At 68.6% G+C, this 22,386-nt stretch carries 17 protein-coding genes; 3 read left to right on the plus strand and 14 right to left on the minus strand.

Going from position 1 to position 22,386, the window contains the following annotated elements:
* Nucleotides 1-315 precede the first annotated feature (315 nt).
* The 4 genes from ABFX45_RS34185 to gabT all read right to left on the minus strand — a co-directional run bounded on the left by ABFX45_RS34185 (nt 316) and on the right by gabT (nt 4,875).
* Nucleotides 316-879, minus strand: coding sequence for a CAP family protein (locus ABFX45_RS34185; RefSeq protein WP_109635468.1), 564 nt, complete (start codon nt 877-879; stop codon nt 316-318).
* 341 nt (nt 880-1,220) lie between these two features.
* Nucleotides 1,221-2,183 carry a LacI family DNA-binding transcriptional regulator gene (locus ABFX45_RS34190; RefSeq protein WP_346134537.1) on the minus strand — a complete coding sequence of 321 codons (963 nt, stop codon included), beginning with the start codon at nt 2,181-2,183 and terminating at the stop codon, nt 1,221-1,223.
* Between the two features lie 101 nt (nt 2,184-2,284).
* Nucleotides 2,285-3,697: an aldehyde dehydrogenase family protein gene (locus ABFX45_RS34195; protein WP_407656895.1), complete on the minus strand. Its 1,413-nt coding sequence runs from the start codon at nt 3,695-3,697 to the stop codon at nt 2,285-2,287.
* A complete protein-coding gene (gene gabT / locus ABFX45_RS34200) occupies nt 3,592-4,875 on the minus strand; it encodes a 4-aminobutyrate--2-oxoglutarate transaminase (protein ID WP_109635475.1) in 1,284 nt (427 codons plus the stop codon). Before gabT ends, ABFX45_RS34195 begins: the two co-directional genes overlap by 106 nt.
* A gap of 81 nt (nt 4,876-4,956) precedes the next feature.
* Here gabT and ABFX45_RS34205 point away from each other — a divergent pair, with 81 nt between their 5' ends.
* Nucleotides 4,957-6,219, plus strand: coding sequence for a PucR family transcriptional regulator (locus ABFX45_RS34205; protein ID WP_109635478.1), 1,263 nt, complete (start codon nt 4,957-4,959; stop codon nt 6,217-6,219).
* Here ABFX45_RS34205 and ABFX45_RS34210 read toward each other — a convergent pair.
* Complete coding sequence (locus ABFX45_RS34210) at nt 6,193-7,005, minus strand: dioxygenase family protein (protein WP_346134540.1); 813 nt, start codon at nt 7,003-7,005, stop codon at nt 6,193-6,195. The genes ABFX45_RS34205 and ABFX45_RS34210 overlap by 27 nt on opposite strands.
* Nucleotides 7,006-7,114: 109 nt before the next feature.
* On the opposite strand from ABFX45_RS34210, the gene ABFX45_RS34215 reads away from it, so the two are divergent.
* The gene (locus ABFX45_RS34215) at nt 7,115-7,702 is read left to right on the plus strand and encodes a histidine phosphatase family protein (RefSeq protein WP_346134542.1); all 588 of its coding nucleotides are present in this window, start codon (nt 7,115-7,117) and stop codon (nt 7,700-7,702) included.
* A 4-nt stretch (nt 7,703-7,706) separates the two neighbouring features.
* Here the strand turns inward: ABFX45_RS34215 and ABFX45_RS34220 are convergent, their stop codons facing one another.
* From ABFX45_RS34220 to ABFX45_RS34245, 6 genes are read right to left on the minus strand one after another with little or no spacing between them, the layout of a single operon-like run.
* Nucleotides 7,707-9,038 carry a PEP/pyruvate-binding domain-containing protein gene (locus ABFX45_RS34220; RefSeq protein WP_109635485.1) on the minus strand — a complete coding sequence of 444 codons (1,332 nt, stop codon included), beginning with the start codon at nt 9,036-9,038 and terminating at the stop codon, nt 7,707-7,709.
* Nucleotides 9,035-9,637 (minus strand): transcriptional regulator, encoded by a 603-nt coding sequence (locus tag ABFX45_RS34225; protein ID WP_346134545.1) that lies wholly within the window; start codon nt 9,635-9,637, stop codon nt 9,035-9,037. Before ABFX45_RS34225 ends, ABFX45_RS34220 begins: the two co-directional genes overlap by 4 nt.
* Nucleotides 9,634-10,689: a TetR family transcriptional regulator gene (locus ABFX45_RS34230; protein WP_346134547.1), complete on the minus strand. Its 1,056-nt coding sequence runs from the start codon at nt 10,687-10,689 to the stop codon at nt 9,634-9,636. The genes ABFX45_RS34225 and ABFX45_RS34230 overlap by 4 nt, the downstream gene beginning before the upstream one ends.
* Before the next feature lie 46 nt (nt 10,690-10,735).
* On the minus strand, nt 10,736-13,114 hold the full coding sequence (locus tag ABFX45_RS34235; RefSeq protein WP_346134549.1) for a TIM-barrel domain-containing protein: 2,379 nt from the start codon (nt 13,112-13,114) through the stop codon (nt 10,736-10,738).
* On the minus strand, nt 13,111-14,502 hold the full coding sequence (locus tag ABFX45_RS34240; RefSeq protein ID WP_109635493.1) for a glycoside hydrolase family 28 protein: 1,392 nt from the start codon (nt 14,500-14,502) through the stop codon (nt 13,111-13,113). The genes ABFX45_RS34235 and ABFX45_RS34240 overlap by 4 nt, the downstream gene beginning before the upstream one ends.
* A 13-nt stretch (nt 14,503-14,515) precedes the next feature.
* Nucleotides 14,516-15,940: a glycosyl hydrolase family 28 protein gene (locus ABFX45_RS34245; protein WP_346134551.1), complete on the minus strand. Its 1,425-nt coding sequence runs from the start codon at nt 15,938-15,940 to the stop codon at nt 14,516-14,518.
* Nucleotides 15,941-16,084: 144 nt separating this feature from the next.
* Here ABFX45_RS34245 and ABFX45_RS34250 point away from each other — a divergent pair, with 144 nt between their 5' ends.
* Nucleotides 16,085-17,059 carry a helix-turn-helix domain-containing protein gene (locus ABFX45_RS34250; protein ID WP_233439423.1) on the plus strand — a complete coding sequence of 325 codons (975 nt, stop codon included), beginning with the start codon at nt 16,085-16,087 and terminating at the stop codon, nt 17,057-17,059.
* Here the strand turns inward: ABFX45_RS34250 and ABFX45_RS34255 are convergent.
* From ABFX45_RS34255 to ABFX45_RS34265, 3 genes are all read right to left on the minus strand, one after another.
* Entirely contained in the window at nt 17,044-20,787 is a 3,744-nt protein-coding gene (locus ABFX45_RS34255; protein ID WP_346134554.1) for a S8 family serine peptidase, read from the minus strand. The genes ABFX45_RS34250 and ABFX45_RS34255 overlap by 16 nt on opposite strands.
* Nucleotides 20,788-20,969: 182 nt before the next feature.
* Complete coding sequence (locus tag ABFX45_RS34260) at nt 20,970-21,605, minus strand: lamin tail domain-containing protein (protein ID WP_109635503.1); 636 nt, start codon at nt 21,603-21,605, stop codon at nt 20,970-20,972.
* 128 nt (nt 21,606-21,733) lie between these two features.
* Complete coding sequence (locus ABFX45_RS34265) at nt 21,734-22,318, minus strand: lamin tail domain-containing protein (RefSeq protein ID WP_109635506.1); 585 nt, start codon at nt 22,316-22,318, stop codon at nt 21,734-21,736.
* Nucleotides 22,319-22,386 lie beyond the last annotated feature (68 nt).

Below are 22,386 nucleotides of genomic sequence, written 5' to 3' on the forward strand. Positions count from 1 at the left end.
CTGCTGTGGGGCCGTTCCGGCGTTTGCGCGTCGGTTGGGTGGGGCGTCCCCCGGTTGCGTTGGCGGGTTCCTGTTTCGTGTCCGTAGGTGGGCGCGTTGGGGTGCGTGTGTGGCGGTTGCGTAGGTGGTTGCGTTTGCGTGGCGGCCCGCGTTGTGAAAAGCAGCTCGGCTTCGCCATCGCGTTCGGCTCGCCGCTCGGCTTCGCCTTCGCCTTCGCGAGAGGGGCGCGTGCCGCGCGTGGTCACCTTGTGGTGGGTGGGAGGACGTTTGCCACGAACTGGGTCAGGGTGTTGCCCCGGGCGGCGAAGTTGACCACTACGTAGGTGCCGCTGGCGCCTGTTTCAGGCCCACGCCCACTCGGTCGGACGACTTCCAGACCATGGCGGTGAAGTGCAGGACCTCGTAGTTGATGTTGGAGGCGGTCATCTCCTTGGTGTAGTCGTGGCCGCGGGATTCGCTGTACCAGTTTTCCAGGGCGTTTGTGGCCACCCTGTCCATTGCTCGGGTGCGGCTGCCGATCCAGTAGAGGTTCTCGCCGTAGGGGTTGTTCGGGCGGTGTTCGAAACCGTCTGTCCCGCGTAGATGGTCTGCCCATTCTTGGGCTGTTCGGGTCACCTCGGAATCGAGGGAGAGAGGGCCTACGCCGTGCTTTGCGCGGTAGGCGTTGAGGAGTTCTACCGTCTTGGCCACCGGGTCGGCGGCGAGGGCTGGGGTGGCTGGGATCAGCAGCAAGGTGGCCACGGCGATTACGGTGAGCATCGTTCGCAGGACTGTTTTGTCCCCCGGATGGGCCAGGTTGGGCAACCCGTTGGGGTAAAGCTGCTGTCTTGATTGGCTTTGTGTAGCCATTGGTTGGGCCAACTGTGTGATGAACGCCACACCGTGGAGTGTGTGGTGGGGGTCACCCTATGGACCCCTTGCGTTCGTGAGTGATACCCCGGTTGCGGTGCAAATTCACTCCACAGGACGCCGTGAGGGCTCTACCTTTGTGATGTCAGCCACGACGGAAGGAGCCGGACATGGAGCGCCACGAAATTCTCGCTGACGAGGACGGCCACATTCGCGGGTACGACTAGAGAGACGTCCTCGGCCGTGCGCGGGGGAGCCATCCCGAGAGGCTTCCCCGCGGCCGGAGTGACGGTTGAGTCGTACGTGTCAGTGATTGGGAAGTCGGCCGTGGAAGCGTTCGTGATTTGCGGGCGACTGGTGGTTGGGCCGCGTCACGTGGACATCGGGTGTTTGCGGGTGCTGGCGCGGATGACGAGGTTGGTGGGGAGCTCGCGGCGTTCGGCTGGGGCGTCGTCCAGGCGTTCGGCCAGCAGGTCCACGGCCACCTTGCCCGCTTCCTCGGTCGGCATGGCCACCGTGGTCAGGGCTGGGGAGCACATCGCGGCGTAGAGGATGTCGTCGAAGCCGGTGACGCTGATTTGCTGCGGGACCTTGATGTCGTGTTCGGCCAGGTGGCTCAGCACGCCCAGGGCCATCAGGTCGTTGTAGGCGATGAACGCGGTTGCGTTCGTTTTGAGTGCCTGTTCTGCGGCGGTTCGGCCGCCTGCGAAGTTCGGCTCGAAGGGGCCCAGCACTCGTGCGCGGCCCTGGAGGCCCTGCAGCCTGCGGTTGTGCGACCAGGACATGGTGGGGCCGCCCAAGTAGACGTACTCCGTGTGGCCCAAGGACTCCAGGTGCGTGATCACCTGGTCCATGCCAGAGCCGCTGTCCATCAGGACTGACGAGACGTCCGGCACGGTGCGGTTGATCAGCACCAGTGGGGTCAGGTTTGCCAGCTCGGTGATGGTCTCGTCTGACGACAGGGGTGAGCAGAGCACCACGCCATCGACCTGGGCCGCCATCGTGCGGACCAGTTCGGCCTCGGTTTCCGGGTCTTCGCGGCTGTCGCAGAAGAAGACCGAGGTGCCCGCCTCGCCGGCCCTGGTCTGCACGCCGCGCAGCACTGCCGGGTAGAAGGGGTTTTCCAGGTCTGGCACCACGATGCCGAGGTTGCCGGTGCGGCCGGTGATCAGGCTTCTCGCGGCGCGGTTCGGCTGGTAGCCGAGTCCTCGCACCACGTCCAGGACCCGTTGCCGGGTGGTTTCCTTCACGAGGCCGGGCGCGCTCAGGGCGCGCGAGACGGTCGAGACGGAGACCTGAGCTTGGCGAGCGACATCCCTGATGGTGACGGCCACTCGTGCATCATCGCAGTCAAGGTCAAGATCGGCCCATTCGTCGGATGAATGGGCCGATCGGGGTTTCCTTGGCCGGTACCGGGAAAACGGCCGGGAAATGTTCAGAGCTCCAGGCCGGTCAGCACCAGGACTCGGGGTTCGGTCAGGTCGTCCATCGCCGCGCGGAGGCCCTCGCGGCCGGTGCCGGACTCCTTCACGCCGCCGTAGGGCATCTGGTCGGCGCGGTAGCTCGGCACGTCGCCGACGATGACGCCGCCCACCTGGAGTCGTTGCGCTGCGCGGAAAGCCAGGCGCACGTCGGTCGTGAAGAGGCCCGCCTGCAGGCCGTAGCGGGAGGCGTTGACGCGGTCGAACGCCTCGTCCACCGAGTCGACTCGCGCCAGCAGCACGACCGGGCCGAACACCTCCTCGGCGCTCACCTTCGCGTCCTCCGGCACGTCGGTCAGCACGGTGGGCGCGTACACCCTGCCGTCGCGGGAGCCGCCGGTCAGCACGGTCGCAGAGGCCTCGTTCACCCACGCCTCAACGCGTTCCGCCGCTGCGTCGCTGATCAGCGGGCCGACGTCGTTCGCGACGTCGAGCTTGTTCACATGCTGCACAACGGCTTCGGACACGGCGCCGTAGACGTCGGTGTGCACGTAGACGCGCTGGACCGAGATGCACGACTGGCCCGCCTGGTACATCGCGAACGTGGCGATGCGCTGCGCCGCGAACTCGATGTCCTGCCAGTCGGGGGCGACGATCGCGGCCGCGTTGCCGCCCAGCTCCAGCGTGACGTGCTTGCGCGGCACGCGTTCCTTGATGCCCCAGCCGACCGGGCCGGAACCGGTGAACGAGACGACCGGCAGGCGCGGGTCCTCGACGAGCGCCGCCGTGTCCTCATTGGACAGGTGCAGTACCGACCAGGCGCCGTCGGGCAGGTCGGTCTCGGCCAGCAGCTCGCCGAGCAGGAACGCCACCTTCGGCGTCGCGGGCGCGGGCTTCAGCACGATCGGGGCGCCGACCGCGAGGGCCGGGGCGACCTTGTGCGCCACCAGGTTCAGCGGGAAGTTGAACGGCGCGATGCCCAGCACCGGCCCGCGCGGCACCCGGCGCACCAGCGCGAGGCGGCCCTCGGCGGCCGGGTCGGTGTCCAGGCGCTGCAGTTCGCCGGAGAAGCGGCGAGCTTCCTCGGCGGCCCAGCGGAACGTGGAGATCGCGCGGGTCACCTCGGCGCGTGCCCACTTCAGCGGCTTGCCGGAGTCGTCGTTGATGGCCTGGGCGAACTCCTCCGCGCGCTCGGCGAGCCGGCGTGACACGTGGTCCAGGGCGGCGGCGCGGCGGTGTGCGGGCAGCGCGGCGAACTCGGGGGCGACGTCATGAGCCTTGGCGACGGCGTTTTCGACGTCTTCCGGGGTATTGAACGCGATCATGCGAGCAGGGCTCCTTCGAGCACGTCGAGACCTTCGGCGAGCAGGTCGTCCGGGATGACCAGCGGGGGCAGCAGACGGATCACGTTGCCGTAAGTGCCGCACGTCAGCACGACGACACCCTGGTCGTGGCACGCCTTCGCGACGCGGGCGGCGACTTCGGGCGTGCGTTCGGTGAACTCGATGGCGAGCATCGCGCCACGGCCGCGGATCTCCGCGATGATGTCGGTCTTCTCGGCGACGGCACGCAGCCGGCCGAGGACCGTCTCCTCGATGCGGCGTGCGGCGGCGTTCAGGTCGCGCTCGCGCATCGTGCGGATGGCACCGAGAGCTGCAGCGCACGCGACCGGGTTGCCGCCGTAGGTGCCGCCGAGCCCACCGACGTGCACGGCGTCCATGATCTCGGCGCGGCCCGTCACGGCGGCGAGCGGGAGGCCGCCCGCGATGCCCTTGGCCGTGGTGATCAGGTCCGGCACCACGCCCTCGTGGTCGGAGGCGAACCACGAACCGGTGCGGCAGAAGCCGGTCTGGATCTCGTCGGCGACGAACAGCACGCCGCGTTCACGGCACCACTCGGCGACCGCCGGCAGAAAACCCTCGGCGGGCGCGATGAACCCGCCCTCGCCCTGGATCGGCTCGATCACGACGGCGGCGGTGTTGTCCGCGCCGACCTGCTTCTCGATGGCGGCGATCGCCTGCTGCGCCGCCTGGGCACCCGTGAGTCCGTCGTGCAGCGGATAGGACGCCGCCACCCGGTAGACCTCGGGCGCGAACGGCCCGAAGCGGTGCTTGTACGGCATGTTCTTGGCGGTCAACGCCATCGTGAGGTTCGTGCGGCCGTGGTAGCCGTGGTCGAACACCACGACGGCCTGCCTGCCGGTGACGTGCCTGGCGATCTTGACCGCGTTCTCCACGGCCTCGGCGCCGGAGTTGAACAGCACCGACCGCTTCTCGTGGTCGCCGGGTGTGAGGCGGTTCAGCTCCTCGCACACCTCGAGGTAGCCCTCGTAGGGGGTGATCATGAAGCAGGTGTGGCTGAACCTGTCGATCTGCGCGTGCACGGCCTCGGCCACCGCGGGGGCCGGGTTGCCGACGTTCGTGACGGCGATGCCCGAGCCGAGGTCGATGAGCTGGTTGCCGTCGACGTCGATCAGCAGGCCGTCGTCGGCGGAGGAGATGTAGGCGGGCAGCGTCGAGCCGACACCCGCGGCGACGGCGTTCTTGCGCCGCGCCTGGAGTTCCAGCGACTTCGGGCCGGGGATCGCGGTGCGCAGTCGGGTCATGTCCTCAGCATGGTCCTGGTCACCGCGCCACGCAGTGTCTTAAATGGTGATCTGAGGTGCTCGCGTTGTACAAATTGGCACATGCCCATCACGCTGCGGGAACTCGCACGGACGTTGCGGCTCCCGGTGCTCGCCGGGGACGTGACGAAGCCGGTGGGCTGGGTGCACGGCACCGAGCTCGCGGACCCGACCCCGTTCCTGGAGGGCGGCGAACTGCTGCTGACCACCGGCCTGAGGCCCTTCAGCGCCGGCTACGTCGAACGCCTGGTGCGTGCCGGTGTGGTCGGACTGGGCTTCGGCACCGGCCTCGGCCACGACGAGGTGCCGCGTGCCCTGGTGGAGGCGGCTGCCGACGCGGGGCTCGGGCTCGTCGAGGTGCCGCGCGAGGTGCCGTTCATCGCCATCAGCAAGGCGGTGTCGAAGGCCATCGCCGCCGACGAGTACGCCGCGCTCACCCGCACCAGCGAAGGCCAGCGCGCGCTCACCAGAGCCGCCGTCCGTGCGGGCGTCGGGGGAGTGGTGCGCAGGCTCGGCCAGTGGATCGACGGATGGGCCGTGCTGCTCGACGCGGCCGGCCGGCCCGTGCACGCCCACAACCCTCGCCTCGTCCCGGACCTGACGGCCGAGCTCGCGCGCCTGACGACCGCGGGTGGCCTCGCCAGCGCGGCGTTCGAGCTCGACGGCGTGCACGTGTTCCTCCAGGTCCTCGGCAGCCGTTCCCGCGGCGTGCTCGCGGTCGGAACCACCAGGCCGGATCCGGGCATCGTCAACACGGCCGCCTCGCTGCTCGTCCTCGCCCTCGCGCAGAACGACTCCGCCGACGCGGCGAGAAGGGATCTCCGGGCAGGCCAGTTCCGGATGCTGCTGGCCGGGCTGGCGGTCGACGGCCTGCCTGACCGGTTCCGGGTGTTCCTCACCGGCGAACCGCCGGACGGCGACGTGTTCTGGGCCGAGCACGACGGCGACATCGTCGTGCTCACCACCGAGTTCGACGGCTTCGCATCGTCCGAAGTGGACACCACCGAGGTCGCGCGGGGTTACCGCGAAGCCCGGCAGGCGCGGCAGGCCGGCCTCCGCAGGTTCGAGGACCTCGCCGGGCACGTGCGGCTCCCGGACGGGTTCGCCGACGCGTTGTTGAGGCCGCTCGACGAGGAAACGCGGGAGACGCTGAGGGTGTGGCTCGCGCACCACGGCGCCTGGGATCCGGCGGCGACGGCGTTGGGCGTGCACCGGCACACGCTCCGCAACCGCGTGCGCAAGGCCGAGCAAGCCCTCGGCCGCTCGATGGACTCACCGGGGCTGCGCGCGGAACTGTGGCTAGCCCTCCACCGCGAAGGTCAGTGAGGCGGTGTAGCCGGACTGGGCGTTCCCGGACATGGTCGCCATCTGGTGGTCCACGCCGTCGCGGAACACCATGTCCTGCTTCAAGGTCGTCCGCGACATGTTCCGGACGCTCTGCGTGTACCCGGTCGTGCCGTAGACCTCCTTGCAGGTCGTCTCCGGCAACGCGAGCTGCGAGGTCGTGATCTTGTTGCCCGCCTTGGTGGCCTCGGCGAGGCTCGGGTAGACCTCGAAGTGGATGTGCGGCCAGCGCCCCGAGTACGCGCCGGGGAAGACGCTGACGAACTTCAGCTTCCCCGCCGAGTCCGCCTCCTGGACCCCGCGCAGGAAGTTCTCGTTCTTCACGCGGTCGGAGTACATCGAGTAGTCGCCGTTGATGTCGCAGTGCCACAGGTACAGGGCGGCACCCGCGTACGGCGTGCCGTCTTCCTTCTGGACCGTCAGCTCGATGTTCAGCTGCACTCCCTCGGCAGTGCGGGTGGACGAGCCGAAGCTGGAACGGATGTCCGACCGCACGATTCCGCTCTGCGTGAGGGCGTTCGGGCCGTTGGAGCCGTCGCCGGGGAACGGCCCGGCCGTTTCCTCGGGAATCGCTTCCAGCGGGCTGCCGGCTGCTGTCGTTCCCGCTGAACTGGTGTTGCTGGTGGTGGCGGTCGAGCTCGACGTGGTGGTCGACGGAGCACAGGCCACGAGGGTGAGGCCTGCGCCGCCGAACAGCGACAACGCCCGCCGGCGCCCGATCAGGGTGGCGAGGTCGAACTGGAGGCCGCGATCGTGGTTGTCCGTCATGGGAACAGATTGCGGCCGATTTCTGTGAGATGCCTGTGCGCCACCTGTCGAGACGTTAGCTGGTGTTCGGATGGTGTGAACATCTGGATGGTGTGAGTATCCTGAGCTGATGGCGACACGACACCTGTACGTGGTGAGGCACGGCGCGGCGGACCCGTTCGGCGAGCTGACCGAGGCCGGGCAACGGCAGTCGGAACTGCTCGGAGAACGTCTGGCCGGTCTGCCGGTCGACGCCGTGTGGCATTCACCGCTCGTCAGGGCGACACGATCCGCCCAGATCATCGGCCGGTACCTGCCGGGTGTCGCTGTGCGGGAAGCGGCCGAGCTGATCGACCACGTGCCGCACGTGCCGGACGAGATCCCTCCCGCGTGGGCGGGGTTCTTCGACGGGTACGACGCCGCCGAGGCCGCTGCGGGCGCACGTGTCGCGGAAGCACTGATCGGCCGCTTCGCCCGCCCGGCGGACGCCGAGACCCACGGCGTCCTGGTCACCCACGCCTATTCGGTGGCCTGGCTGGTGCGGCACGCCCTCGACGCGCCACCGGCCAGATGGCTCGGTCTGAACTGCGGGAACACGGCGCTGACCGCGATCGAACACCGCGACGGCGCAGCTCCGGCACTGGTGCTGTACAACGACATGGGCCACCTTCCGCCGGAGCTGCGCTGGACGGGGTTCGGGCCTGCTGTGCGGCCCTGAGCCTTCAGCGGCGGAGCACGGCATGGGCGGCGCTGAGGCGTTGGGCTTCATCGCGTTCCGAGCGATCGCCCGACACGTCGTCAGCCCAGCGCAGCAGCCGGTGCAGGTGGGCGTCCGCCGCGTCCGTGACGACGCGAGGGCTGCCGAGGACGACTTCGCCACCGGTCCCGTCGATGGTGAGCAGGGTGCCTTCGTCGAAGGTGCGTCCCCCGATGCTCACCGAGCTTCCCGCGACGACGAGGCCGGAGACTCCCACGATGGCGGGCTTTCCCATCGCCCGTGCGACGACCGCGGCGTGGCTGGCCGGCCCGCCGCGGGCGGTGACGATGCCGGTGGCCGCAGCCAGGCCGCGCATGTCGTGCGGCGACGTCTCGGGGCGTACCAGGACGACCGGACCGTCCACCGCCAGGCGCACCGCCGCGTCGGCCGTGGTCGCCACCCTGCCGGTCGCGACGCCGGGACACGCGCCCAGTCCTCTGGCCAGCACCTCTGCGGTCGCTGCGATCCGGGGTGTGCGGACGTGCCGGAGGTGCTGTGGCGAGATCCTGAGCAGCGCCTCGTGCCGGTCGATCACGCGTTCGTCGGCCAGGTCGGTGGCGAGGCGGACAGCGGCTGCTCCCACGAACCGGCCCGGACGGACCTGCAGCAGCCACAGCTCACCGGCCTCGAAGGTGAACTCGACGTAGCACGCGTCGCGGTAGTGCGCCTCGGCCCGGCTCAGGGCGTCGAGCAGACCGGCCCACACCGTCGGTTCCCGGTCCGCCAGCTCGCGCAGGGGCAGGGTCGATGAGCTGCCGGAGACGACGTCCTCGCCCTGGTGTCCAAAAAGGACCTCGCCGTACGGGACGTTCGCGCCGGTGTTGGGATCGCGGCTGAACACGACTCCGGTGCCGCTGCGGTCGTCGCGGTTGCCGAACACCATCCTCTGCACGATCGCGGCGGTACCGAGATCGTGCGGGATGTCGTGCAGTTCCCGGTAGGTTCGCGCCCTTGGTGTGTTCCACGAGGAGAAGACGGCTTCCACCGCGGACCTGGCGGTGGCGGTGGTTGTGAGCTCCAGGTTGAGGATCGTGTCCATCATGCCGGGCATCGACACGGCGGCCCCGGAGCGGACGGACACCACGTCGAGCCCGGCGATCGCGGTCGCGAGTTCGTCGTCGAGCCCGTCGGGAAGACGCCCGTCCCGCAGGAACGCGCGACAGGCCTCCGTCGTGACGACGAACCCAGCGGGCACAGGCAACCCGAGACGGTGCAGGACGACGAGCCCGTGTGCCTTGCCTCCCAGCACCTCCGCCGAATCTCCGGTCTCGGCGTTGAGCTGCCTGATCCACCTCATCGCGGGATCCCCAGTGTCACCAGCAGGTCTTCGTGCAGTTCGGCCCACACGGTGTGGTAGGACGCGGTGCTGTCGGCCACGTGCTCCAGCTCGCCGGAGCCTGCGCGGCCGAGGGCTTCGGCGAGGCGGGTCCGATAGCGGCCGAATTGCGGCAACGCCGATGACAGCTGGGCGCAGACGACGGTGGCACGCCCGTGGAAGTCGGCGAACCGGTCGAGCACGCGGGCGTCGTACGAGGAATCACTGTGGTCGTTCGCGATCATGACGCCGTCGACGGACCGCAGCTGCCAGGCCGTGCAGAGGTCGAGCAGTTCCGGGTTGAGCACGAGAAAACCGTCGAACGCCTTGGTCACCGCCGGGCGGGCACCTGCCGACTCCAGCTCGGCGATGATCCGCTCGACATCCGCGGTCCTGCCCGTCTCCGTCAGGCTCCACACGCCGAACTCGGCGAAGCGAGTGACGAGACCGGCGACCGCGAGATCGATCAGCTCGGACTCGACGTCGGACTCGCTGAGACCCGTGGTCGCCGCGACGCGTTCGAGACCGGCGGTGCCGACGCAGCGCAAAGCGTGCAGCACCAGCAGGTCCGGTCCGCTCACGTCGTGGTCTTCCGCGTGGCCGACACCGCGTGGCCGGCGCCGCGCCCGCCGGACCGGGCGACGATCACGCCGTCCCGGACCCGCACCGCGGTCTCGGTCTCGTCGTCGACATCCGGCAGTCCGAGCGCCGATGCCACCAGCGCGTCGTCGTCGAGAACCAGCCGGATGCGCTGCCAGACATCGGCGGGGAACACCCGCCGCAGGCATCCGGTGAGGTCGGTGATCCTGAGCCGGACCAGGCGGCCGATCTCGGCGGGGTCGCCGGTGACGACCACGATCGTCACGTTCTCGCCGGAGCGGACGGCTTCCTCCGCGGCACCCAGACGACCGGCGCCCAGCACGGTGATCAGACCGTCGGAGGCGAGGTCGGCCTGTCGGCCGCTGATCCGGTCGACGAGTCCCTCCGGCGCGGTCCAGCTGTCCGCACACGGCTTCGCCGGGGTGACGAAGGGCAGGTGCGGCGGCGCCCAGTTGTCCGTGAGGCCGATGCCGGCCAGGTGCCCGCACGCGTGCGTCAGGTCGAAGGGGTCACCGGACCCCGGCGCGGTCTCGGCACGATGACTCGCGCCGACCAGCAGTGTCAGCACCAGCTCGGCCAGCCGCACCCGGCGCGCCGGGTCGCCCGCTTCCAGCGCGATGGCGAGCAGCAGCGCCTCCAGCCGGGCGACCTGCGCCAGCACCTCGCGTGCGTGCTCGTCGTCGAGGACGCCGTCCAGCGAGCGCAGTTGCAGGCGCCCGCCCCACGCCGTGCCGCCCAGCGGCAACCGTTCGAGCCAGACCCTGGCGAACTGTTCCAGCGCGTCGCCCGTCGATGCCGGCGGTGGCGGAGGCTCACCTGCGGCGGCCTCCGCCACGTCGATCAGCACAGCCAGGTACAGGGCGCGTTTGCTCGGGAAGTTCGAGTACACCGCGCCACGGGTCAGCTCGGCCCGGTCGGCGATCCGGTCGATCTTCGCCAGGGCGTAGCCGTGCTCAGCGAACTCCTTCTTCGCCGCCGCCAGCACGGATGCCCGTGTGCGTTCCTGCTGTTGTGCTCGAGTCAACCGAACCATGAACATCAGGATACGCACAAAATCCAGATGTTCGTAACATTTGATATTAGGTGAGGGTGAGCAGCACGGTGCTGGAGCCGCTTCGGGGTAGGAGCTTCAGCACCGTGCCGCCGAACGTGCCGGGCGTTGAGGAGACGGACGCCCAGCCCGTTGTCCTGCCGCGCAGCTCCTCGACGGTCGACGCCGGCAGCGGCTGCCCGTCGATCACCACGCGCTTCACCCCGGCCGGCACCATCAGCTGCGCCTCCCTCGGCGCGCCGGTGAGCCGGACGAGGAGGTGCTTGCCGAACGAGTCGGCCTGGAGGTTGCCGAACCGGCCATCGGCCGAAGGCGAGACGAGCCAGCCCGCGCGGTCCTTGCGGTCCAGGTCGTTCACGCCCCACGGCTTCGGCCACACGTCGGGCGTTCGGAAGTTGAACGGCATCGCGGCGGAAGCCCGCAGGTAGAGCGGGAACTCGTCCAGAGTGGCCTCTCGCGTCACGGTCCGTCCGCCGGTCACCCGAGCCCCGGAGAACAGGTCGATCCACTCCCCGCGAGGCAGCCACACGTCGACCGGCGTCGGTTTCCCGGCCGCGCCGTCGGTCTCGGCCCGATCCGCCGTGACAGGAGCCGCGAGCAGGTCCGGCCCGACCATGAACTGCTGGTCCGCCTTCCACGCGGCCTCGGCGTGCGGATACCGGAACGCCATCGGCTGCGTGATCGGCGTGCCGTCCTTCGAAGCGCGAACCGCCTGCTGGTACAGGTACGGGAACAGCTCGTAGTGCAGCACCGCGGCCCGCTTGAACCGCTCGAACGTCGCCGCGTCGTACACCCACGGCGTCGCGTTGCGCCCCGAGCTGCCGACCTGGAACACCGGCGTCACGGCCGACTGCTGCGCCCACCGCACGAACAGCGACTCCGACGGCCCGCCACCCAGGTTGCGGTAGCCGCCGATGTCCGAGCCGTGCACAGGGTGGCCGGAGATCCACGAGTTGATGCCGCGCCGGTTCGTGAGCCGCAGCCCGTCGAAGCTCATGTCCGCGTCGGCCTGCCAGAACCCGCGCAGCAGCGTCGGCATCCCGTCGCCACCCGCACGGAACAACGTCGTGTAGTTGTCGCCGTGCACCTTCCGCAGCGCGTTCACCACGGATTCGGCGTACAGCAACGGGTACCGGTTGTGGATCAGCGTGCCCGGCCCGCCGGCGAACGTCGTCTCCTCGAAGTTGTGCTCCTCGCCGCGGTCTCCCTTGACGAAGTTCACGCCCATCCGGAACACCGCTTCGAGCTTCGCCTCGTAGTGAGCGCGCGCCACCGGGTTCGTGAGGTCGATGTCCCACACGTTGGTGCGGTCGGACTGCGCGAAGGAACCGGCGGGGTAGTCGTGCGGGCATTCCTTGCCGTCGGACATCTTGTTCAGGAACGGCGCCACCCACACACCCATGTTCACGCCACGATCGCGCATCCAGTTGATCGTGCCCTGCGCGTCCGGGTACATCGTCTTGTCGAACTTCAACGCGCCGATGCACGCGTAGGTCGGCCTCGCACCGACAGGGCCCTGTTCCCACGGGTTGTCGACCCAGAGCGTGTCCAGTGGAACGCCGCGCGCCTGGAACTGCGTGACGTCCTCGACGACCTCGTCGGAATGGGTGTACTTGTCCCGCCACTTCGTCAGCGCGAACTGCCGCGCTGGTGGCAAGGTCCGCGTGCCGACGCGCTTGAAGTACGCGGAGTTGACCTGCGCCGGTGAGCCCGCGTAGACCTCGTAGTCCAGCCGGGAGGTCTTGAAGCACAACTGGATCCGGTCCGGCACGCCGAACGCCACCGGGCACGGCGCCGGCTTGTCCGCGCAGTGGTCGTCAGCCACCGCACCGGGGAACGCCGTCCGCCCGATCGCCTTGGTGTCCGCGTAGACGCCGTAACCCGCGCTGGAGATGAAGAACGTCGAAGGCGCGCCGTTCTTGTTGCACTTGCCGAAGTTCGACGCACCGACGAACACGGCCTTGTTCAGCAACACCTTCCGTTGCAGGTCGACGAACATCGTGTGGGCGCCACCGCCGAGGAAGTGCTCCTCCAGCGACCCGGTGAGGTTCGCGGAAACCTGTGCGACGCCGAGAGAAGGCTCCAGCGTCCAGCCCACCCGCAGCCCGCGCTCGGTCCGGGTCACGACCACGGAGGCGGTCCTGGACGCCTCCGTGGTCGCCACCACGTACCGGACGCCACCAGGAACCCGTTTCTGTGCAACGACCTTCGTCAGCGCATGAGAAGTACCGTCGGCCAGCCGGTAAGACGTTTCGCGCTGCCCGGTCAGCATCCGGCCGCGGTCCCGGAAGTCCAGCGAGAACGGGTCGCTGACGGCCTTCCACGACAGGCCGCCACCAGCCACCGCGACCGGTGAGCCGGCGGAAAGTCCGGCAGCCACCAGCAAGAGCGCCAGGAGGAACCTCACGCCGGCACCACCCCGTTGATCGTGGTGTTGCGGAACACCAGGTTGTCGGTGTGCTCGATCAGGTTCGGTTCGGTGATCGAGGTGAACGTCGAGTTCGAGATGAGCACGTTCCTGATGTGCGACTGCGGGAACCCTCGGAACGTCGCCGCGATTCTGCCGCCGTTGATCCGCATCCGGTCGATCGTCAAATTGTCGATCTGCGGGAAGAAGCCCTTCGTGCCGCCGTTCTGGTAGAACATCGACACGAAGAGGATCTCGCGCTCGACGTTCTGCCCGAACACGTTCCGCAGGTGGACACCGTCGATGACGCCGCCGCGGTCCTGGTTGGTCTTGATGTAGAGCGCGTGCTTGATCGGGTACCGGCCGGGGTAGTCGGGCGCGTTGATCTCGCAGTCGCGGCAGAACACCTTCCGGACGCCACCCGACATCTCGCTGCCGATCGTGATCCCGCCCCAGCGGCCGGAGAACTTGCAGCGCTCGACCACGATGTGGGTGGACGGGATGCCGACCCGCCGTCCGTCGGCATCCCGTCCGCTCTTCACCACGACGCAGTCGTCGTTGGTGTTGAACTTGGAGTCGTGCACGTGCGCGTACGACGACGAGTCGAGGTCGACGCCGTCGCCCTGCGAGTTCGTCGAGTAGATCTCGATCCGGCGCACCGTGATGTTCTGCGAGAACACGAAGTGCAGCGACCACATGGCCGGGTTCTTGATCAGCACGTCCTCGACGAGCAGGTTCCTGCAGCGGAAGAACTGGATCATGTTCGGCCGCATGTTCTTGCCGACGCCCATGATGCGTTCCTCGACCGGCTTGCCCTCCTCGCCCCACTGCCGCAGCAGCGCGGTCGAGCCGGCGCGCCACTCCGGCCACGGGCCGTTGGTCGCGTCGCCGTCGATCGTTCCCTTGCCGGTGATGGCGATGTTCTTCTGCTCGAACGCGTAGATGAACGGCTGGTAGTTGTAGCAGAGCGTGCCCTCCCAGCGGGTGAGCACGAGCGGCAGGTAGTCGTTGGGATCGGTGGAGAACCTGATCGTGGCGCCTTCGGCGACGTGGAGCTCCACATTGGACAACAATCTGATGCCGCCGGTGAGGAACGTGCCCGCGGGAACGACAACACGTCCCCCACCGGCTCGGTGGCACGCCGTGATCGCGCGGTGGAACGCCTCGGTGTTCTTGGTGAGGCCGTCACCCTTCGCGCCGTACGCGGTGACGTCGTAGTCCTTCCTGCGGAAGCGCGGCGGGCAAACGCGCGCCAGGATCAGCGGCACTTCCCGCCACGGGTCTCTGCCCAGACCCGGAGCTTCGGCGGCCGCCACGCCTGCCGGGAGCAGGAGACCGGCGGCCGTCAGGCCGGACACACGCGCGAAATCACGACGTGACAAGGACACGGGGAATCTCTCCTCAGACCTTCTTGCCGTTGATGGTGACGTTCGTGAACGTGGTGCCGTCCGCGTTCTTGATGCTGGGCTTGGCGGTCGTCACACCGGTGAAGGTGCTGTTGGAGATCGCCACGTTCCTGATGTGCGACTCGGCCAGGCCGTCCAGGGTCACCGCCGTCTTCTTGACCCCGTTGACGGTGAAGCCGTCGGCGGTGATGTTCTGCACCTTGGGGTTCACGATCGGGCCGTAGCCGGGGCCGGTGAGGCTGTAGTTCAGCGTCACCATGATCGCCTCGCGGTCGACGTCGGTCGCCTTGATCCGCCGGGCGTGGATGTTCTCGACGGTGCCGCCGCGCCGCTTGTTCGTCTTGATGTACAGGACGTGGAACGGCTTGTACGACGAGCCCTTCTTCACCGTGCAGTCCTGGAAGAACACGTTCCGCACGCCACCGGACATCTCGCTGCCGACCGTCAGCGCGCCCCAGCGGCCCTCGAACGAGCAGTTCTCGATGACGATGTTCTCGCTCGCCACGCCCACCCGTCGCCCGTCGATGTCGCGGCCCGCCTTGATCGCGATGCCGTCGTCACCGCAGTCGAACCGGCAACCCGTGATGTGCACGTACTGCGATGCCTCGGGATCGCAGCCGTCGACCATGCCGCCGCGGCTGTGGACGAAGATGTCGCGGATCGTCACGTTGCTGCACAACACCGGGTGCACGTTCCACATCGCCGAGTTCCGCAGCTGCACGCCCTCGACGAGGATGTTCCTGCACTCGTAGAGCGTGATCATGTTCGGTTTGAGGAAGTGGCCCATGCCGAACTTCCGCTCGGTCACCGGCCTGTTGTCCACCGCCTGCTTCTGCAGCTGTTCCCAGTCCGGCTGGCGCTTCTTGTCGTAGTCGAACCACGGTCCGGACGGGCCCTGGCCGTCGATCAGGCCGGGACCGGTGATCGCGATGTTCTCGGCCTTGCGCGCGTAGATGAACGACGAGAAGTTCATGCACTCGATGCCCTGCCACCGGGTGTAGACCAGCGGGTAGTCCTTGGGGTCGGTGGAGAACCTGATCGCCGCACCCTCGGAGACGACCAGGTTCACGTTGCTCAGCAGCGTGATCGCGCCGGTGAGGAAGCTGCCCTTCGGCACGACGACCTGCCCGCCGCCCGCCTTGTTGCAGGCCTCGATGGCCTTTCTGAACGCCTCGGTGTTCTTGGTCTTGCCGTCACCCTTCGCGCCGTACGCGGTGATGTCGAACCTCGTACCGGGAAAGGTCGGAGGGGTGATCTTGGCGAGGATCGCGGGCACCTGGTCCCACGGCGACTCGGCCATCGGGATCTTCGCGTGTTCCTCCGCCGACGCGACCGGCGTGGACAGGAACGACCCCGACAACATCGTGACACCAGCGGTGGCACCGGCGACTTTGAGAAAGTCGCGGCGGTTGGGCTCCATCGGCCGTCCTTTCGCGCGCGTGCGTTGGTACAACAGCGAGCGGCGGCGGCGGCGATGAGAAGGTGTGTAAACCTTTTCAACCGATGTCTACACCTGTTTCCGGCCCCGCGTCAACGGCTGCCCGAAGTCGGCATACTGGCTTGTGTGCTCGGATTGCGTCCGGTCGAACTCACGGTTTACGAGACGCTCGTGGACTCGTATCAACTCGGAGTGACAGAGCTCTGTCATGCCACGGAACTGGCTGAGCGGGCGGTTCGTGCCGCGCTGAGGTCACTGACCGAACTGGGTTTCGTCCACCAGGTCAACGGGCTGCACACGGCCGTCGCGCCGGACGTGGCTCTGGCGATGTACTTCCTGCGCCGGGAAGACGATCTGCGGCGGGACCGGTTGCTGGCCGGGGAGCTGCAGGTGCGCTACGAACGCGCGGCCGGTGTGCGCGCCCCCGCCGACCTCGTCGAGGTGGTGCACGGGCCGGAGGCGATCTCGCGGCGGGTCGACCAGGTGATGCGCACGGCCCGGCACGAGGTGCGCTTCGTGGACAAGCCGCCGTACGCCACGCCGCCGACAGCGTTGCACCCCGTCGAGGAGGAGCTGCTGAACCGCGGTGTCCGGTTCCGCGGGATCTACGAGCGGCGGGCGCTGGAGCTGCACGACCTGCGAGCCGACCTGGAAATGGGGTTGTCGCTGGGGGAGGAGGCCAGGGTCGTCGCGGTGGCGCCGACGAAGATGATCCTCGCGGACGGGCACCTTGGGCTGATCCCGTTGCACAGCACGGAGACGACGCTGGAGAGCGCGGTGATCGTGCACCGGTCGGCGTTGCTCGACTCGCTCGGGGCGTTGTTCGCACGACTGTGGGAGGACGCGGTGCCGCTGTCGTTGCCGGGCCAGCCGTCCAGCAACGAGATGTCGATCGCGGACGCGCGGCTGCTCGCGTTGCTCGCGACCGGGCTGCCGGATCGCAGCATCGCGAAACAGCTCGGGCTGAGCTACCGCACGTTCCAGCGGCGGCTGCACAGGCTCATGGACGAGCTGGGCGCGCAGACCCGTTTTCAGGCGGGTCTGCGCGCTGCGGCCAGAGGCGCGAGTTCCCTGCTACCCCCGCGTCAGCCGCCGGAGTGAGTCCGGAACGCCTTCTGCATGGTCTGCGTGACGGTGTTTCCGGCGCCGTCCCGGGCCTCGGTGCGCAGCCAGACGTCACCGGCGGGGTTGTCGACGGTGACCTCCCAGCGGTCGCCGCTCGGCTGGATCGCCGCCTGACGCCACGTCCTGCCCTCGTCCGCCGACCACTGCACCTTCACCAGCGTCACGGGCACGCTCGACGACGCGCGCACGTGGTAGACGAACGGTTTGCCGGCCGGTGCGGTGTTCGTGAGGCTGAGCGGCAGGTCGTGGCGGAGCCGGATGAGCGGCTGGAACTGACAGGTCGTCTGGCCCGCGTGGCACGAGTACCCGAGTGGCGGCGGGTTCTGCGAACGGTGGGACTGGAACGTCCAGGTGGTCTCGGTGCGCGGGGCCAGGGTGAACAGCACCGCGTTGACCGCACCCGCCACCGCTCCCGGCGCGTGCGTCTCGACCGTCTCGAGGCGGTAGGTCGCCTTCTCCGGCACCATCTGGAACGTCGGGTAGAACGCCAGCGGTTCCTGCACGGCGGGGACCTCGGTGTCGCCGCGGAACAGCCTGACCTTGGTCGTCGTGAAGAACTTGCTGTTCTGATAAGGGTTCGTGTAATGGCCGGGCGTGCCGTCGGTCCACTGCAGCTGCGGGACGAAGATGTCGCCCGCCCGGCAGTTCGAGCACAGCTGCCGCCAGGCCCCGTTCGCGGCCGGATAGCGGGCCGGGTGGTCGGACTGCAGCTCGATCGCGGTGCTGTGCACGGGTCCGGCGAACCACCGCTCGGTGGCCGCGGCGGCGCCCTCGCGGAACAGGTTCTCCTGGAACATGGTCATGGCGGCGCGCTGGCCCCTGGCGTCGAGGCCGCTCAGCGTCACGTGCCGCTTCCACACGATCCGCTCGTCGCCGGGACCGATGTACTCGGTCCACGCGGCCGGCGGTGTGAACGTGGTGCCGCGCAGGATCTGCGACTGCCACAGACCGGTCGGGAACGGGTACCACGTCTTCTGCACGGTCAGGCCCGGCTTGTCGGCGTGGTAGGCGGTCTGGCGCTTGACCAGCTTCGCCGGGTCGACCGTCCGGCGGTGGTCGGCCGGAATCCCGTTGGCGTCGAGGAAGCTCAGGTTGTAGACGGCCTCCGGGACGGCTTTGACGCTCAGTTTCACCGCCGTCTGCTTCGCGAGGAACTCACCGTCGGTGTTGCTGACACCCAACGACGGCAGTGAGGTGCTGGCGAGCCCGGTGAGCGGAAGAGCGCCTGGAGCGTCCACATAGGACAGGATTGCCTTCTTGCCGGCCTGTGCCGCGCTGGTGGCTGCGGTGTTGGCCGCCTTCACCATGTTCGCCGGGGTGTCCGGCTTGATCTTCACGAGAGCGGTGTCCCCGCCGATGGTCAGGTCGCGGTCACCCGCCCACTTCGCGGACAGCACGGCCACGTCGCCGTCGGTGCCCAGCGTTCGTCCGCCTGAGGTCAGGGTGACCGTCGCGGACTGCAGCGTCACGTTGTCCTGCAGCGAGATCGCGCCCCTCTTCGCGGCCGCGGCGGGAATGGCGCGGATCTCCCACGGCGCCGTGCCGAGCACGGCGGCCATTTCGGTGATCAGCGGCAGTTTCTCGCCCTCCGCGGGCACGACGCGGCGCATCGTCACGGTGCGGTCGCGTTGCTCGGCCGGACCAGGAGGCACGACCTCGATCGGCACGGTCTTCTGCGCGTCGAGTGAGACGCTCGCGGCGCCCGTGATGGTCAGCTCCGGCGCGGCGAGCGCGGACCACCGCCGCACACCGGCGGTGTTCTCGGTCGTCCAGGTCACCGCGGAGTATCGCCCGCTCGGCACGTTCGCGATGCCTTCGCCGTTCACGACGTCGAAGTAGAAGCTGGTGGTCTCGTCGAACGGGTCGTTGACGTCGTCGCCGCCGTTGGAGTCGTCGATCAGCTGACCCGTCGCGGGTGCCGGCGGGCGCCCGGTGGTGTCGCGGACGTGCACCGACACCGGGAACGTCTGCGGTGCCTCGTAGACGCTGACCGCGGTGCGCAGGCTTGCTCCGCCGCCGGTGGCCGTGACGACTCCGCCGTACACGCCCGCCGGGCCGACCTCGGGATCGAGGGTGAGCACGGCGGACGCCTTGCTGTGGGCCGCGATGGCCAGCCTGGTGGTGCTGAGGTTGAACCCGGTCGTGGACTTCCCGTCCCAGCCCTTGATCGTCGCGGCGAGGTCGAGGGTGAGCGGGGTGCCGGAGTCGTTGACGTACTGGATCTCCCTGGTCAGCACGCCACGCGGGCCGCGTTCGTAGCGGCCGAAGCTCGCCGACGCGGTGGCGGTGGCCTTCTGCCTGACCGCCCTGGCCACGTCGAGCCGGCCGGTTCCTTGTTCGTACCACGGCATACCGACGTCCGCGGCGCTGGTGACGAGCGCGTTCTTCAACGTCTGCGCGTTCCAGCCGGGGTGCTGCTGGGCGAGCAGCGCGGCCGCGCCGGCGACGTGCGGCGTGGCCATCGACGTGCCGGACGCGGCGGTGTAGCCGTCGCCGACAGGGGCGCCCATGCTCGTGTCGGCGGCACGAGCAGCCACGACACCCACGCCGGGAGCGTTGATCTCGGGCTTCACGTGCGCGTCACCGATGCGAGGGCCGGTGCTGCTGAACGGCGTGAGCTTGTTCTGGCGGTCGACCGCTCCGACGGTGAGCGCCGAGGTGGCGGCACCGGGGGAGGTGACCGAGCGGCCTGCCGGGCCGTTGTTGCCCGCCGCGACCACGAACAGCACGCCGGTCTCGGCGGAGAGACGGTCGACCAGGGCGCTCAGCTCGTCCGTGCCGTCGGTGACCTCACCGCCCAGGCTGAGGTTGACGATCTTCGCGCCGGACCTGGCCGCCCATTCGATGCCTGCCATCACCTGCGACGTCTCGGCCTCGCCCGCGCCGTTGAAGACCTTGGCGATCACCAGTTTCGCTGCGGGGGCGACACCTTTGTACTTGCCTCCGGAGCCCTGGCCGGTGCCCGCCACGGTCGCGGCGACGTGCGTGCCGTGGCCGTGCCGGTCGGTGACGTCCGGCTCGTCGGAGAAGTTCTCCGCCGCGGTGATCTTCCCGGCGACGTCGGGGTGGTTCGCGTCGATGCCGGTGTCCACGACGGCGACCGTGACGTCACGGCCGTCCAGGCCCGTGCTCCAGGCTTCGGGAGCGCCGATCTGTTTCGTGGTCTGGTCGAGCGTGATCCGGATCGGGCGGTCGTACGTCACCCGCACGCCGGACTTCGCGCTCATGTCGAGCGAAGTCCAGAACTCCCGTGCCTTCGCCTTCTCGACCCGGATGCCGGAAGCGTTGAGGCTGCCGATCCTCGTGTGTGCGTTCGCCGAGAAGCCGCCGGTCATCAGCACCGGAACCGTGGTCGTGCGGTCGTCGGACTGGCCGGTGCGCACGAGCTCGGTGACGTTGAAGAGGGTGCGTTCGACCGTGCCCGACGTGATGGCTCCCATCGCGTCGGACGGGTAGACGTGCAGACCTTTCGCCGTCGTCATGGTGTGGAAGATCGGTTCCTCGCCGTCGCGCGGCGCGGCGTGGATCTGGGCCGTCTTCCGGCCGTCCGACCGTTCGGTGTACTCCACGACGTCACCGGTGATGAGCGTGATCCGGTGCGAGGCCTCGGAGGTCTGTGTCGGTGGTGATGGTGGTGCGGCGGACGCGGGTGGTGCGCCCAGCGTCGCGGCGGCGATGGCAAGTGCCAGAACGTGTCGTATCACGGCGCCCTCCCACGGTGATCAGGTCACAGAAGGATGAGGGGCCGGAATTCGTTGGGATATAGGACAAAGCGGCGGTTAGTCGCCGTTGGCGACTTCGCGCCACGCGCGGAAGTGCCCGGGCTGCCGAGGGGCGGCGGCCCGGGCACGTGAGTGCACCCGCTTGGACGGTCAGAGCGAGTTGATCAGAAGGTGCGTTCCTGCAACGAGAAGTCGCGCTGGTTGTTGTTGGTGTCCTGGTTGAGCAGGTTGCGCGTGTTCGAGCCCGCGAGCTGAGCGGTGCGCTGGTTCTCGGGCTGCGCGTGCACGCCTTCCTTGGCAGCGGACACCGGAGCGGAGAATGCGACGCCGTCGATCTTGAACGCGGTGGGAGCCGTGCTGCCGAAGATCGCGACACCACCGAGCGCCGGAATGCCCTCGGCGCCGAGGAAGCGCACCGGGAGAACGTTCGGCGTCGAGGTCGTGCCGGAGAACTCGGCGCCCGTCAGCACCAGCGTGCTGCCGACGTTGTTCGCCGGAGCCAGCGTGAGCGGCTGGCCGGTCACGTCCATCAGCGGGATCGTCTGGATGACCTCGTTGCGCTGGTTGTAGATCCGGATGACCCAGTTGGTCAGGTCGACCTGCTCGTTCGAGAGGTTGACGATCTCGATCGCCTCGTCGAGCGGGCCGTTCGGACCCATGGTGGAGACCTCGTTGATCAGCACTGCCGGCAGCTGCATGACCTCCGGAGCCGTGGGCTCCTCGGCGGCCGTCGCCAGACCCGCGAACGCGATCGTGCTCGCGATTGCGAGCGCAGCGGCTCCGCCCAGCAGTCGACGCATTGTCTTGTCCCTTCGAGAAGTGAATTCGGGGTATTTCTCGCTGGCGGCAGGTCTGGCCGGGGAGAATGGCCCGTCTTGCCGCCGGGACTGACTTTGCTCCCATTCGTTCGGGCTCGAAAGGGGCCATTTCAGATAGGTTGCGAATTATTTTCGCCAGGAGACGGAATTTGGCAGGTGAAGTCGATCGAGTTGTGATCCGTGTCGCGGGAGTCGCCGTCGCGGCCCAGCGCGGAATCCGCACACGGGCGCGCGGCGCCGTCTTCGCTGCACGGGGAGGAGGAGCTCAGTCCGATGCTGTCCGCGTGCGCGCCGTACCGGTTTCGGGCGATTACGCCCGTGCCGTCCACGGTGTCCACGACGAGACCGTTCGGCATCGTTCCGCTGAACGCGCTGCCGACTATCACGAAGTATTCACCCGGAGGCAGGACGCTGTTGGGTGGGATGGTGGCGAGGATTCGCGGGGTGCGTCCCGCGCACGCCTGCAGCGTCCATCCTCCGACGTCTGTGGCGGTCGAGCCGGTGTTGCGCAGTTCGACGAATCCGCTGGAGCCGAGTGCGATCTCGTTCACTTTCACAGGGGAAACCCCTGGTGTGCTGCCGAACGAGCTACCGGCGAGTAACAACAACGTTCCAACTGTGTTCACGTAGGGGGCCACATTACGCAGTTTGGCCCCCTGTGCGCGGACGCACAGGGGGCCAAAGGTCCTTACCACCTGGGACTTGTGGGGAGGGCGGCGTCACGGCGGCCGCGCCCGAAGGCGTGTGACAGTGCCGCCCTCCC

It is taken from the genome of Lentzea roselyniae (assembly GCF_039537795.1).
GTDB lineage: Bacteria > Actinomycetota > Actinomycetes > Mycobacteriales > Pseudonocardiaceae > Lentzea > Lentzea atacamensis.

What these genes read in the sequence shown, in the direction of transcription:
- gabT (WP_109635475.1), bottom strand. Translation starts at nt 4,875, where the DNA reads ATGACCCGACTGCGCACCGCGATCCCCGGCCCGAAGTCGCTGGAACTC.
- ABFX45_RS34205 (WP_109635478.1), top strand. Translation starts at nt 4,957, where the DNA reads ATGCCCATCACGCTGCGGGAACTCGCACGGACGTTGCGGCTCCCGGTG.
- ABFX45_RS34210 (WP_346134540.1), bottom strand. Translation starts at nt 7,005, where the DNA reads ATGACGGACAACCACGATCGCGGCCTCCAGTTCGACCTCGCCACCCTG.
- ABFX45_RS34215 (WP_346134542.1), top strand. Translation starts at nt 7,115, where the DNA reads ATGGCGACACGACACCTGTACGTGGTGAGGCACGGCGCGGCGGACCCG.
- ABFX45_RS34220 (WP_109635485.1), bottom strand. Translation starts at nt 9,038, where the DNA reads ATGAGGTGGATCAGGCAGCTCAACGCCGAGACCGGAGATTCGGCGGAG.
- ABFX45_RS34230 (WP_346134547.1), bottom strand. Translation starts at nt 10,689, where the DNA reads ATGGTTCGGTTGACTCGAGCACAACAGCAGGAACGCACACGGGCATCC.
- ABFX45_RS34245 (WP_346134551.1), bottom strand. Translation starts at nt 15,940, where the DNA reads ATGGAGCCCAACCGCCGCGACTTTCTCAAAGTCGCCGGTGCCACCGCT.
- ABFX45_RS34260 (WP_109635503.1), bottom strand. Translation starts at nt 21,605, where the DNA reads ATGCGTCGACTGCTGGGCGGAGCCGCTGCGCTCGCAATCGCGAGCACG.